The sequence below is a fragment of the Streptomyces sp. LUP47B genome (assembly GCF_001746295.1).
In the GTDB taxonomy this organism is placed as follows: domain Bacteria; phylum Actinomycetota; class Actinomycetes; order Streptomycetales; family Streptomycetaceae; genus Streptomyces.
Map to the genome: position 1 here is coordinate 74,999 of NZ_MJAH01000003.1, position 12,899 is coordinate 87,897.

Here is a 12,899-nt window from a genome sequence, read left to right on the forward strand (position 1 = left end):
GAGCGATGCGATCAAGCCAGCGCGGCCGTGGGGACTAGCGGATCACTCCACGGGGGAAGCGCTTTCCATGAGCCGAACTCCCCATCTCCGCGCAGCCGTCGTCGGCACCGGCCACCGGGCACAGCTGTTCACCCGGGCCCTCGCCGCCCGCCCCGGCCACCGCGTCGCCGCCCTGTGCGATCCCAGCCCGACCCGTATGGCCTTCCACAACCGGCTGCTCGCCGAGGCCGGCGAACCGGCCGCCGCCCAGTGGGAACCCGAACACTTCGCCGACCTCCTCGCCAAGGAGGGCATCGACGAGGTCGTCGTCACCACCGTCGACGCCGAGCACGACCGCTACATCGTCCCGGCCCTGAAAGCGGGCTGCCGGGTGGTCACCGAGAAGCCGATGACGGTCGACGCGGACCGCTGCGCCCGCATCCTGGACACGGTCGGGTCCACCGGCAACTCCCTCACCGTCGCCTTCAACTACCGCTTCAACCCCGTGCACGAGACGGTCCGCGCCCTGCTCGCCGACGGCGCGATCGGCGAGGTCCTCTCGGTGCACTTCGAATGGCTTCTCGACACCCGGCACGGCGCGGACTACTTCCGCCGCTGGCACCGCGAGAAGCACCTGAGTGGCGGCCTCATGGTGCACAAGTCGAGCCACCACTTCGACCTGGTCAACTGGTGGCTCGCCGACGAGCCGCAGGACGTCTTCGGCTACGGGCGGCTCGGCTTCTACGGCCGTGAGGCGGGCGAACGCCACGGCCTGCGCCGCGACTACACCCGGGCCCACGGGGCGGATCCGGCCGACGACGACCCCTTCGCCCTCGATCTCGCCGCCGACGACACCCTGCGGGCCCTGTACCTGGACGCCGAGCGGGACGACGGATACGTCCGCGACCGGAACGTCTTCGACGGGCCCGTCACCATCGAGGACGACATGGCGCTCCTCGTCCGCCACGCCCGGGGCGCGACGATGACGTACCACCTCACCGCCTACTCCCCGTGGGAGGGCTACCGGGTCATGTTCAACGGCAGCGGGGGCCGTCTGGAACTGGAGGTGGAGGAGAGCCGCTGGCAGGCACCTCTGACCGGTATCGCCTCGGCCGGCGGCGCGGTGCACGGGGACACCGCGGCCGAGCACGCGGGCGGCGCGCGTCTGACCCTGCGGCCCCTGTGGCAGCCCCCGGTCGACGTCCCGCTCGTCACCGCGCACGAGGCGCACGGCGGGGGAGACCCACGCATGCTCGACGCGCTCTTCGGGCCCGTGGACCCCGGGACGGGTCCGGTGCGTGAGGACGCCGGTGCCGCGACCCACCCGACGGCCACCGAACGGGACGGCGCCCTGGCGCTGGGGGTGGGGCTCGCCGCCAACCGGTGCTTCGAGACGGGGCGGCCCGTGCGGGTGCGGGATCTGATCCCGGGGGCCTGGTGAGGCCCGAAGTACCGCCGTTCCGCGCTGGGCTGACGTCTCGTCAGTGCCAGGCGCGGTAGGGCTCGTCGAGCAGCTGGAAGACCGGCTCGCCGCGGACCGGGTCCTTGACCGTCGACATCCGCACCCGGTCACCGCTGTGGATCGCCGCGGGCGGACCCATGACCCGGCCCCGGACGACGAAGCCCTCGATCAGCTCGATCAGCGAGACATTGCGCGCGACGGGGGTGTTGCGGTGCACCACCGTGGCGTGGCGGACGGTGCCCACGCCCTCGCTGCGCTCCGTGCGCAGGTCGCCGCACTGGCAGACCGGACACAGCAGGCGGTGGTACATCGCCGTGCCGCACCAGGTGCAGCGCTGGAAGAGGATCGCGTCCGTGGCCGGGGCGGCGGGCTCGAGTACGCCCGTCCCAGAACCGGCTGTCTGACGAGCAATGTTTCCTGAGGGGTGGTACACGCTGGTCAACTCCCTGCGCTCGGCCGGAATCCCACGTGCTCGGGTAACCGTGCACGGATGTGCGCGGCTCCCTGTGCCACCGTGCACGGCCTCAGCGTATGGCACTGAGTGTCGGCCGTAAAGGTACTCGGTACCCTCATCTTCCGTTGGAGTGAAGAACTCCAAGATCCGCTGCTCTCCACGCCTCGACCCGTCAGGGTTCGTCTGAGGCAATCAGGGTTGAAGGGAGCAGGATTGTGCATGTCCGGCGTATCGGAACGATCCTGAGCGCGGTCGCGCTCACCGTGCTGGCCGTTCCGGCGAACGCTCACGCCGCGGCAGTCGCCTGCGGCGGTGGTGTGTCCACCGGCCGGGTGGCCGTCAACGGCTGCATCAGTGCCGAACGCGGCAAGGAAGGCCGCGTCTACACGCGGGAGATCACGGCGTACGTCAAGGCGCGCAACACGGGGCCGAGGGCGGTGAACGTCGCCTACGAGGCGTTCTTCCGTGTCGTCGACGGTGGTCACTGGGTGAAGCTGGGCAGTGGTCGTGCCTATGTCGCGGCAGGTGCGACCGTCGAGCCCACGGAGGTGGGAAGTTCGACCCGGGTGTGCGGGCCGGTGAAGGTCGAGATCCGCGTACACGCCCGCGCCGACGGGGGCGTATGGAGCGGGTGGTCCACCGCCGGCACGGCGCAGTGCCAGACCTGAGCGGACGCCGACCGGGCGGACGGCACGGTTGCCCGTGCCGTCCGCCCGGCCCGGCTCAGTCCCGCTCGAGCGTGGACTCGATCTCCTGGACCACGCGCCACAGAGGGGCGCCGCGGCGGGAGACGATCACCACCACGTCCTCGGGCGGCTCGTCGGCGGCCGGCGCGCCGGGCGCACCGAACGCGGCCTGCACATAGCCGAGCGCGTGTTCCACCTCCTGCTCGGCGTCGCCGTGCCCGTCCGAGCGCAGCCAGGAGCGCAGGGCGTTGTTGTGCGCCGCGGCCACGGCGGCGGCGATCACATCGGCCCGGAGCGTGCCGTCGTGCAGTCCCTTCAGGCGCCCGCGCAGATACTCCGCGAAGGAACGCTCGTAGCGCCACACCACGGACAGCTCGTAGGCGCGCAGGCCGGGCACCTGCTTGGTGAGGCGGTAGCGCTGCACGGAGAAGGTCGGGTTCTCGGTGTACATGCGCAGGACCAGCCGGACCGCCTCGCAGACCCGCTCGAGCGGGTCGCACCCGGGGTCGCTGGCGGCCAGGAAGGCCGTCATGTCGGTCAGACACCGCTCGTGGTCGGGGAAGACCACGTCCTCCTTGGACGGGAAGTACCGGAAGAACGAGCGACGGCCGACTCCGGCGAGCGCGACGATGTCGTCGACGGTGGTCTGCTCGTAACCCCGTTCCAGGAACAGCTGGAAGGCGGCCGCGACCAGCGCGTCCCGCATGGCGGGCTTGGTGGAGCTCATGGTCGCGAACGTAGCACCTGAACCCGTCCCATGGCACTGGGTGCAGTCCGATGAGGGAACTGAGTGCTGTCATCGGCGTTGTCCGGTAGGAGTGCCGCCGCATACGATCGGCTTCCGCCCGCCGAGGAGCCCCGCATGCCCCGCCCCACCCTCCTGTACGTCACCGACCTGGCCTACCAGGCCCGCGGGCGCCGCTACTGCGACGAGGACATCTTCCTCACCTCGCGTCTCAGGGAGGACTTCGATCTCGCCCTGTGCCATCCCCGGGACGCCGCCGCGCTGGCGGACGGCTTCGCCGGCGTCGTCGTCCGCAACAGCGGTCCGGTCCTGGCGTACCAGGAGGCGTACGACGCCTTCCGCGAGCGGGCGCTGCGAAACGGCACGCGCGTGTACAACCCCCTCTCCGGCAGGGCCGACATGGCGGGCAAGCAGTACCTGCTCGATCTCACGGCCGCGGGGTACCCCGTCATCCCGACCGTCGACCGTGCCGAGGACCTGCACCGGCTGCCCGCGACGGACCGGTACGTCGTCAAGCCCAGGCTCGGCGCCGACTCCATAGGTCTGCGGATCGTGCCCGCCGACGAGGTACGCGACCACATCGACGGGCACGTCCTCGTCCAGCCGTGCGTCGACTTCGTCTACGAGGTGTCCTTCTACTTCGTCGACCACGACTTCCAGTACGCCCTGTACGCCCCGCACACCGACCGGCGCTGGGCGCTGGAGCCGTACCGGCCCACGCCCGAGGACCTGGAGTTCGCCCGGCGCTTCATCCACTGGAACGCCCTCGGCCACGGCATCCAGCGCGTGGACGCCTGCCGGGCCCCGGACGGCGCACTCCTGCTGGTCGAGCTGGAGGACCTCAACCCGTACTTGTCCCTGGACGCCCTCGACGACAAGGGCAGGGACGCCTTCGTCGCGGCGATGAAGGCATCCCTGCACGGGTTCCTCGGCTCCCCGTCCAGCTGAGCGGAAGCCCGGGCAACCGCTGAACTCCCGGGCCCGTGGCGCCGTATCACTCCCTGGGGGACGGCCCAGACCCGTGTGCACGGGACGGAAGGAGACCAGGATGCCGACACCGTCCGACCGAGGGGCGCCGCCGGACAGGACGCCCCTCGAACCCATCCGGGTGCTGCGCCCGCGCCGCACCGACGCGCTCGCGGAACTGCTCAAGGACCTGCCGCCCCGGGCGGCCGTCGGATACGAGTCCATCACGCTGCCCGGTCCGCCGTCGGGGGCCGAGGACTCCACCCAGGAACTGCCGCCCGTCAGGGACCACGACCGCGCCCGCCGCTCCCGTGACATCCCCCGCGGGCGAGTGCCCGGACTGCGCCGCACGGCGATCGCGGCGGCCGTGACCGCGGCCGCGGTGGTCGGCTTCGGCGGTGCCCTGCTGCTGGCCGATCGCGGGGAGACCACCGCTGAGGCGGCTCCGCAGCCCACGGCGACCGCCTCCGCGACCCCCACGCCCACCCCGACGGCCTCCGGAGCCACCGATCCCGACGGTCCGGGCACCCTCCGCGAGGGCGACAACGGGCCCGAGGTCACCGACCTGCAGGAACGCCTGCTGCGGATCCCGGACGTCTACGCCAACGGCTCCACCGACGGCACCTACGACCCGACCCTGGCCGCCGCCGTGGCCCGCTTCCAGCTCTGGTACGGCATCCGCGGCGACGAGGACGGGGTGTACGGCGATGACACACGGCGCGACCTGGAGTCCCGCACGGGCGGCGGCTGATCGACGAGGATGGCGTTCATGGACGCCTTCATCGACCGGCTCGACCCCGACATGTGCGTCGTCACCGCCGCGACGGACGGCGACCGCGCGGGCTGTCTCGTCGGGTTCGCCTCCCAGTGCTCGATCGAGCCCGTGCGGTACGTGGTGTGGCTGTCGAAGGCCAACCGCACCTATCGGGTGGCCCGCACCGCGAGCCGCCTCGCCGTCCATCTCCTCACCCGCGAACAGCACGGCCTCGCCGAGCTGTTCGGCGGGGAGACCGGGGACCGGACGGACAAGTTCGCCCGGGTCCGCTGGCGGGAGGAGGCCGGCGGGGCCGTCGTACTGGAGGACGCGGCGGCCTGGTTCGTCGGCACGGTCGTGCTGCGCGCCGACGGCGGTGACCACGTCGGGTTCGTCCTGGAGCCCCAGGTGTGGGGCGAGCGCGAGGACACCCAGGGAGCGAAGCCGCTGCGGCTCTCCGACACGGTCTCCATCTCGCCCGGCCACCCGGCGGACTGAGCCGGGACCGGAACACCGCACGCGTCCCGGGGGCTCACTCCGGCCCGGACGGCACCCGTATGTCCAGGACGCAGACGTCGTCGCGCCGCTCACCCTCCAGCACCGAGGTCAGCAGCCGGACCAGGGAGCCGGGCTCGTCCGTGTGGTGTGCCGCGACCGCCGCGGCGAGCCGGTCCAGGCCGTGGTCGATGCCCTCCGGGGGACGCTCGACCAGGCCGTCCGTGTAAAGGAGGACCCGGTCGCCCGGCCGCAGGTCGCAGCGCGCCTCCTCGAAGTGCGGATCGGAGCACGCCCCCAGCAGTATGCCGAGCGGACGTTGGAGATAGCGCACCTCTCCGTCGCGCACCAGCAGCGGTGGCGGATGGCCGGCCTGGGCCCACATCAGGCAGTGCTCGGCGGGGTCGAAGCGGGCCAGGACCATGGTCGCGGTGCCGTGGGAGTCGCGCGAGTGCAGCAGCAGGGTGTTGAGACGGGCGAGCGCTCCGGTCAGCGACGAGCCGGTGATGACCATGCCCTTGGCGGTGAAGCGCAGTTGGGCCATCGTGGCCACGGCGTCGATGCCGTGCCCGGCGACGTCACCGACGACGAACAGGGCGTCGCCGTCGGGCAGTTCGATGGCGCTGAACCAGTCGCCGCCGACGTGTATGCCCGACTGGGCGGGCAGATAGGCCACTTCGACCCGCAGCCCGGCGAGGCGGACCGGCCGGGTCGGCAGCGGCAGCAGCGCGTGCTGGAGGCGGGCGGCCAGGGTCCGCTCGGCACGCAGCACGCCGTGCTGCGTCACGATGGCCTGCTCGCTCTCGACCAGGGCCAGCTCGGCGCTGCGCTGCGCGGTGAGGTCCTGGACGAAGCCGTGCACCTCGGCGGGCTTGTCGTCGGTGTCCGCCACCACCTCGGCGACCATCCGCAGATGGCGGACCTCGTCCCCGGTCCGGATCCGGAACGGGACATCGAACTGCTGCCCTGTGCGCACGACGTCGCGCACGGCCCGGGCCAGCAGGGGGGCGTCCTCGGGCAGCGCGAGTTCCGGCAGGTCGGCGAGCCGGACCGGTCCGAGCGCCGGATCCCGGTTCAGGACGAGGAAGGCCTGGGAGGACCAGCTGCCCTCGTCGGTGACCAGGTTCCAGTTGGCCCAGCCCAGGTTCCCCAGCCGCTGCACGTCCGCCAGCCGCTGTTCCTGCCGGTCGGAGGAGTCGTGCCGGACCCAGGTGACGACCAGGGCGCCGCCGAGGCGGGCCGCGCGCATAGCGTGCGTGGACAGTGCGACGGCGCCGTCCACGACCTCCTGGTAGGCGAACGGCTCGCCCTCGAACGGCTCACCCGTGGTCAGCGTGCGCAGGCAGCCGTGCCACACCGCCTCCTCCGCCATGCTCGGGAAGCACTCCAGGATCCGTCGGCCGAGCAGTTCCCTGCCGGTGCGGCCCACGACGTCGACCGCCTCCTCGGTGGCGGCGTCGATGCGGTAGTCCTCGACGTCCCCGGAGGGGCCGCGCAGCGGCGTGAGCAGCATCGCCGAGCCGGGCAGCGAGTCGAATACCGGCTGGGCTGCGGCGGCCGAGGCGGCGGCACTGTGCTCCGACCGGGGGCCGAAGGAGCGCAGCCATCCGGCACACAGCCGGGCGACCGCCCGCAGCAGCTGCCGGGCCTGCGGTGAGAACGGCCCGTTTCGCGCGCGCAGGACCCCGATGCAGACCTCGGCCCCGTCGCCGGTCGGCACCGGCAGCCAGGCGCGGGACAGCCAGCGGTCGGGCGGATCCCCTATGAGCAGGTGCTGCCTCCGGTCCCTCTCGAAGTCCTCCAGCCAGCGCGGCTCCCGGGACCGGAGCGCGTCGAGCGCGGGGATGCCGCTCAGCGGGGGGATCTGGGACCACTGGGTGGCCAGGGCGGCTTCGATGCCGGCATGGCCGATCATCTCCAGCCCTCCGCCCGGCAGCGACCGGAAGAGCAGAAGAGCGTCGGCGTCGACGTCCGCCGCGAGTTCCTCCAGGAGACAGCCGGCCAGGTCCTGGGGGGTGGCGACATGGACGAGGGCCTTGCCGAGGCGGCCGAGCGCGGAGAAGCCGTCGTCCAGGTCGGAGGTGTCCCGCCCGGTGGGGACGGCGGCGCCCGGCGGAACGGCCCGCGGAGGGGTCGGCCCGGGCACCGCGGCCAGGCCGGGGAAGCCGTGGTCGGGTCGGGGTTCCTGAGCGGCGCCGGGCCCCGAAGGCATCAGAGCGCCGAGGGTGATCCAGCACTCCTCGAGCAGGGTGCGGTTGCCGGCCTTCGCGCGCTGGAGCAGTTGCTCGCCGGCCGCTTCCGGAGTGCACCCGGTCAGCGCCATGAGAGTGCCCTTGGTCCGCTCCAGTACCGCCGAGGTGGCGACCTGATCCCGCAACCGGTCCATTTCCGCGCGTTGTCTGGCCACGACCTTGGCCAGCGCGGCGATGTCGGGCACGGTACCGGCGTGTGAAGGGTCGGTGGACTCACTCGTCACGCGTTGAGCATCGCACATCCACCACCTGCCGTTCGCTCTCTTGTCGCCGGACTTCCCGGACATCGGTGAGCCCGACGGTTGACGTAGCCGGCCACGCGCCCCGGTTCGCGGTGGGGTCAGTGGTCGGGCGGCGGGTACAGCCACCTTCGCAGCACCCGGCTCAGAAGCGGCATCACCAGGTACGTGAGTACCGGCAGCAGCACCACCGGGAACACCGCGGCCCGCAGCGGCAGGGGCCAGGCGGCCGTGCGGGGCGTCACCAGCCACTGGATCAGCAGCGTGCACGGGAAGGCGCCGAGGAACGTGGTCAGCACCATCTTCCAGCGGACCGGGGGCCGCACCGTGGTGCCGGGCAGACTGAACCAGGTCTCGAGCCCGGTGGTCGACTGTCGTTCGCTGCCGAGCTCGATGGCGATGTCGTCGATCCGCGCGTGCCAGTCGGCCCGCTCGTCCGACTCCAGCCAGGCGGTGAGCCGGTGCGCGTCGGACCAGCGCAGCACCGCGTGGAAGCGGTGACCGTCCTCGGGACGCAGCCAGGAGACACCCTCGTTGCCCGGGAACCGTCTGGCGCAGCGGGTGATCCCGCGCGTCCAGCGCTCGAACTCCTGCTCCCGGCCGGGGCGCACCTCCCAGGTGAGGACCGTGGTGACCGGATCCCCGCGCCGTACTTCGGTGGTGCTCATGGTCACCACGGGTGCCACGCCTGGCGCGGGTCATGCCCTCGGGGAGGGTCAGCGCCCGTGGTGGTGGTCGACCAGGGCCTGGGTGACCGCGCGGATGCTGCGGGCGATGTGCTGGAGCTGCAGGACCTCGGCGGCGTACAGCTTGATCGTGTGCTCGATGACCGACTCCGGCAGCCCCAGCGACGGCAGGTCCGCGCGGGCGGTCTGCAGTGCGGTGCGGGCGACCCGGATCTCGTGCTGGACCTGGATCTGCGCGTGCCGGGCGAGCAGGACGGTGTGCCGCATCAGGGCCGGGTAGCTCGCGTACCGCGCCGGCACCAGTTCGCGCAGCCACTTGGCCGCGGAGCGCTCCCAGTCGTAGCTGCCTGGCGTCTTGACCTGGCACGGCCAGTCCGGGCCGAGACGAGTGGTGGTCCGCGTGGTCGTCAGGGGCATGGTGATCGCTTCCGGGTGTACGGCGTCGTGCGGGTGGTCCGAGGGGTTGTGCGGCCCCGGTCCAGGGGATGACCGGGGCCGCCAAGGGCTCGCGTGCAGGCGAGGCCCATCGAACATCCCGGGCGCCGACGCGGGTAGGTACGACGGCTCGGGATGTCCGTACAGGAGCCCTCTCGGGCGGATGTGGGGGGTGTGGACGGGACAGGGGTGCGGGCGGATCCCGGAGTGACCCCGGGGGTGATCCGTGAGCAGTATTTATATATGCCGTCTTCTTGGCAAGGAGTATGAAAACATTCATGCTCGATTTATTACGGATGGTCCCCTTGTGAAGCCGTATGGCCGGGGGTGGAAGGGTCAGTCCCTGAGGAAGAACTGGTGCTGGTCGGAGATCTGTTCGTACTCCTCGAGCCGTGCCTGGGTGCGCTCGGGGTCGGCGTCGGTCATGGCCTGGAGCAGGGCGGCGGCGATCACACCGGGTGCCGCGTAGGAGTCGAAGACCAGCCGGGAGCCGGTGCCGGTGCTGAAGAGCACGTCCGCCTCGTCGGCGAGATGTCCGAGCGCCAGATCCGTGACGAGGGCGACCTTCAGTCCGGCGCTGCGGGCGACCCGCAGGGCGGTGAGGGTCTCCTGGGCGTGCCGCGGCATCGAGAACGCGAGCACCCAGGTGCCGCCCGCCTCCCGGGACTGCAGGAGGGCGTCGTAGGCGACGCTGCCGCCACGGGTGACCAGCCGTACGTCGGGATGGATACGGCGTGCCGCATAAGCGAAGTACTCGGCCAGGGACGCCGAGATGCGCAGGCCCAGGACGGTCAGCGGGGTCGACTCGGACAGCTTGCGGCCGAGCTCGATCATCCGGTCGGGGTCGGCGAAGTCGCGGCGCAGGTTCTCCAGGTTCTCGATCTCCGCGTCGACCGCTGACTGGAGTTCGTTGCCGCGCGACTCGTCGTCCGCGACCGGGCCGCCCGCGAGAGTGCTGAGCGCGATCGACTGGAGCTTCTCCCGCAGGGCGGGGTAGCCGCTGAAGCCCACGGCCGCGGCGAACCGCGTCACCGAGGGCTGGCTCACGCCGACGCGCTCGGCGAGATCGGTGATGGAGAGGAACGCCGCTTCGGTGATGTGCTCGATCAGGTACTGCGCGATGCGCCGCTGCCCCGGGGAGAGCCGGGGCCTGTCGAAGAGGGTCCTGAGCTGGGAGGCCGGGGCGGCCTCCGCTTCCGGTGCGGTCTTGCCCGAGGTGATCGCGGATGCCTGTGCGCGTGCCTGCTGCGGCGATGACACCGGGGCGCCTCCTTTGTCTGCCACGGGGAGTCAACATAGCCCACACCCCTCGGTGACCAGCGCTTGTGCGAAAGCCTTCGGCGACCGCCGATCGGGACGGATACGCCGCCCGCGAGCGGGAACCCGCCGCTGGACACAACCTTCGACGACACCCGAGGAGCAGCCCCGCATGACGGTCCCCGAGGAGAACCGGCCCAAGACCGACACCACCGACGAGCTCCTGGAGAACTCCACCGAGGAGGGCGAGGCCCCCGCCCCCGGCGGCAGTGGACGCACCCTGCGCGAGGCGTTCGAGGAAGCGCGGGTGGAGCCCGACGACTTCGCCCGGGAATGACGCCGCACGCGACACCGGATCTTTCGGCAGGGGAGACGCAATGGGTGCGCTGAGCGCGCTGGAACAGGCAATGGAGCATGGCTGGGATGCGCTGTGGGCGCGGGTCGTCGACCGGGAGCCCGTCGAACTCATCGACGCGTTGCGGCGCGAGTGCGACAGCAACGTGGTCGTGTGCAGTGAGCACCGGGTGGTGGTCCCGAACGCCTACGACGTCGAGCTCGCGGACTTCGCCTACGACGAACTCGTGCGCCGGGGCACCGACGTGGGCCAGGAGCTCACCGACCGCCTGGCCCGGCACGGCGAGCGGCAGGGCTATGAATGGGCGGGTCCGCTCACGGTGCACATCACCAGGTCGGGCCGGGTGCCCAACGGCCGTTATCGCGTGACGAGCGGGGCGATGCCGCATGTGAGCGCCGACGGGTTCCACCACGCGATGCGCTGAGCGGATGCGTCGCACCTCCGGTGTGCTGATCATCGGCGATAGATCGTGATGGAGTGACCGACCTCGTCCACCGGACGGCTGCTGTCGATCAGTTCGGCCAGCCGCCCCTTCGCCTTGGCAACCGAGGAGTCCGACACGACCAGCAGTCCGCGCACGTCGTCCACGGGCACCTCGCGCGGATCGGACGCCTCGATGCCGTAGGCGGACGGCAGCCCGCTGCCCTTGTAGACGAGCCAGATCCGTTCGTCCGGGTAGCGCTCGCGCAGCCGGTCGGCGAGTCGGCCGAGGTCCTGTCCCCAGTCGACGTTGGAGTCGTGCAGCCGCAGATGGGTGCGGGCCGGTCCGCCGAACGCCTCGTTGGAGTACGGCAGATAGTAGGGAAAAGTCAGCAGCGAGCTGACCGCGACGAACAGCACCAGCGCCCCGGTCACCAGTGGCGCCAGGCGTCGGCGGACCGCCACCACACACCCGGCGGCCACCGTCAGGAACATCGGCAGGAAGAGCGTGTACCGGGTGCCGAAGTCGCGTGACCCCGTCATGGCCGAGGCGAGCAGCACCCCGGCGGGCACGAGCAGATACGGCGCGGCCGGCCGCAGCCGCCGTACCGCCACCAGCACCACGGCACCGGCGGCCCACAGCACGAGAAGACCCAGCGGGGTCTTCACCAGGAGCGCCGCCGGCAGGTAGTACCAGAGGTGCCCGGTGTACAGCCGCCCGAACAGGAAGCCTTCCCAGGGGTGGTTCTCGAAGCGGAACTGCAGACGCATCCCGTCCGCGTAGGCCTGGGGGAACGGCAGCAGATCGGCGAGGGTCCCCCGCAGTCCGTGCACCACCGGCACCTGGTCCTGGGATGTCCACCGCAGCCGCGGGTCGACCACCAGGTACGACGCCCATACGACGGCGACGGCGGCCAGCGTCAGGACCGCGGCCCCCGCGAGCACGTGGAGCAGCCGTCGGCGCCTCTCGTCGCCGCGAGACGCGCTCCACACCGAGAAGGCGGCCAGTGCCAGCAGGACCGGTACGGCCGGCAGCGCGCTCATCTTCGTCGCCAGTGCGGCGCCGAGCGCCAGACCGGCGAGCGGCACGTACCGCCGTGGCCGCAGGCGGGCCCGCCACAGCAGCCACACCGAGGTGAGCAGGAACCCGGCCGTCGGCACGTCGAGCGTGGCCAGCGAGCCGTGCGCGACGACGTCGGGGGAGAAGGCGTACAGGGCGAGCGCCGTGAGGCCCGCCGCGCTTCCGGCGAGTTCCCGGGCGAAGGCGAACACGACCAGCCCGAACAGCAGTGTCAGCACGATCACCGGGAGCCGGGCCCAGAACATCAGCCGCCAGGGGTCGTTGCCCGACTCGTACAGCAGGTGGGGGCCCAGGTCGATCTGGGGCCCGTCGAACGCCGTGTCCACGTGCGGGTCGGCGATCGCCACCCCGACGGCGACGACCAGCTTGCCGAGGGGCGGGTGCTCCGGGTTGTAGCGGATGCCCTGACCGTGCAGGTACTCGGCGGCCGTGGCCACGTAGACGGGTTCGTCGATCGTCGGGGTCTGCTGCACGGCGGTCGTCACCATGACGGCGGCCATCTGCGCGAGCAGCACCACGACGAGCAGCGGCACCAGCCACCGCCGGGCCGGTCGCGGCTGCCGCACCTCGTCGTCGCGGTGCCCTGACCCGGAGGCCGGGTCCAGGACCGTCTGCTGCTCGCTCGCCATCATC

14 protein-coding genes are annotated in these 12,899 nt (G+C 71.7%); 7 read left to right on the top strand and 7 right to left on the bottom strand.

Features of this window, described 5'->3' with window-relative positions:
* Positions 1 to 67 precede the first annotated feature (67 nt).
* Positions 68 to 1,420 (top strand): Gfo/Idh/MocA family protein, encoded by a 1,353-nt coding sequence (locus tag BFN33_RS10895; RefSeq protein ID WP_069759751.1) that lies wholly within the window; start codon positions 68 to 70, stop codon positions 1,418 to 1,420.
* Between the two features lie 40 nt (positions 1,421 to 1,460).
* On the opposite strand, the gene BFN33_RS10900 is transcribed toward BFN33_RS10895, so the two are convergent.
* Positions 1,461 to 1,874, bottom strand: a complete 414-nt coding sequence (locus BFN33_RS10900) for a Zn-ribbon domain-containing OB-fold protein (protein ID WP_069759752.1) — start codon at positions 1,872 to 1,874, stop codon at positions 1,461 to 1,463.
* Positions 1,875 to 2,110: 236 nt separating this feature from the next.
* On the opposite strand from BFN33_RS10900, the gene BFN33_RS10905 reads away from it, so the two are divergent.
* Positions 2,111 to 2,563: a hypothetical protein gene (locus BFN33_RS10905; RefSeq protein WP_069759753.1), complete on the top strand. Its 453-nt coding sequence runs from the start codon at positions 2,111 to 2,113 to the stop codon at positions 2,561 to 2,563.
* A 55-nt stretch (positions 2,564 to 2,618) separates the two neighbouring features.
* On the opposite strand, the gene BFN33_RS10910 is transcribed toward BFN33_RS10905, so the two are convergent.
* Positions 2,619 to 3,308, bottom strand: a complete 690-nt coding sequence (locus tag BFN33_RS10910; RefSeq protein ID WP_256122715.1) for a TetR family transcriptional regulator — start codon at positions 3,306 to 3,308, stop codon at positions 2,619 to 2,621.
* A gap of 135 nt (positions 3,309 to 3,443) precedes the next feature.
* Between BFN33_RS10910 and BFN33_RS10915 the strand changes: the two genes are divergently transcribed.
* The 3 genes from BFN33_RS10915 to BFN33_RS10925 all read left to right on the top strand — a co-directional run bounded on the left by BFN33_RS10915 (position 3,444) and on the right by BFN33_RS10925 (position 5,544).
* Positions 3,444 to 4,274: a hypothetical protein gene (locus tag BFN33_RS10915; protein WP_069759754.1), complete on the top strand. Its 831-nt coding sequence runs from the start codon at positions 3,444 to 3,446 to the stop codon at positions 4,272 to 4,274.
* 100 nt (positions 4,275 to 4,374) lie between these two features.
* A complete protein-coding gene (locus tag BFN33_RS10920; RefSeq protein ID WP_069759755.1) occupies positions 4,375 to 5,043 on the top strand; it encodes a peptidoglycan-binding protein in 669 nt (222 codons plus the stop codon).
* Positions 5,044 to 5,052: 9 nt separating this feature from the next.
* Positions 5,053 to 5,544 (top strand): flavin reductase family protein, encoded by a 492-nt coding sequence (locus BFN33_RS10925; protein ID WP_069759756.1) that lies wholly within the window; start codon positions 5,053 to 5,055, stop codon positions 5,542 to 5,544.
* A 34-nt stretch (positions 5,545 to 5,578) separates the two neighbouring features.
* Here the strand turns inward: BFN33_RS10925 and BFN33_RS10930 are convergent, their stop codons facing one another.
* The 4 genes from BFN33_RS10930 to BFN33_RS10945 form a co-directional block, all read right to left on the bottom strand.
* Positions 5,579 to 7,927 carry a SpoIIE family protein phosphatase gene (locus BFN33_RS10930; protein ID WP_256122744.1) on the bottom strand — a complete coding sequence of 783 codons (2,349 nt, stop codon included), beginning with the start codon at positions 7,925 to 7,927 and terminating at the stop codon, positions 5,579 to 5,581.
* A gap of 206 nt (positions 7,928 to 8,133) precedes the next feature.
* Entirely contained in the window at positions 8,134 to 8,700 is a 567-nt protein-coding gene (locus BFN33_RS10935; protein WP_069760219.1) for an antibiotic biosynthesis monooxygenase, read from the bottom strand.
* 48 nt (positions 8,701 to 8,748) lie between these two features.
* Positions 8,749 to 9,135, bottom strand: a complete 387-nt coding sequence (locus tag BFN33_RS10940) for a hypothetical protein (RefSeq protein WP_069759758.1) — start codon at positions 9,133 to 9,135, stop codon at positions 8,749 to 8,751.
* A 354-nt stretch (positions 9,136 to 9,489) separates the two neighbouring features.
* Complete coding sequence (locus tag BFN33_RS10945) at positions 9,490 to 10,413, bottom strand: MurR/RpiR family transcriptional regulator (protein ID WP_069759759.1); 924 nt, start codon at positions 10,411 to 10,413, stop codon at positions 9,490 to 9,492.
* Positions 10,414 to 10,582: 169 nt separating this feature from the next.
* On the opposite strand from BFN33_RS10945, the gene BFN33_RS53115 reads away from it, so the two are divergent.
* Positions 10,583 to 10,747 carry a hypothetical protein gene (locus BFN33_RS53115; RefSeq protein WP_176742360.1) on the top strand — a complete coding sequence of 55 codons (165 nt, stop codon included), beginning with the start codon at positions 10,583 to 10,585 and terminating at the stop codon, positions 10,745 to 10,747.
* A 40-nt stretch (positions 10,748 to 10,787) separates the two neighbouring features.
* Positions 10,788 to 11,189 carry a DUF3662 domain-containing protein gene (locus BFN33_RS10950; protein ID WP_069759760.1) on the top strand — a complete coding sequence of 134 codons (402 nt, stop codon included), beginning with the start codon at positions 10,788 to 10,790 and terminating at the stop codon, positions 11,187 to 11,189.
* A gap of 29 nt (positions 11,190 to 11,218) precedes the next feature.
* Here the strand turns inward: BFN33_RS10950 and BFN33_RS10955 are convergent, their stop codons facing one another.
* Positions 11,219 to 12,898, bottom strand: a complete 1,680-nt coding sequence (locus BFN33_RS10955; protein WP_256122716.1) for a glycosyltransferase family 39 protein — start codon at positions 12,896 to 12,898, stop codon at positions 11,219 to 11,221.
* Between the last annotated feature and the right edge of the window lies 1 nt (position 12,899).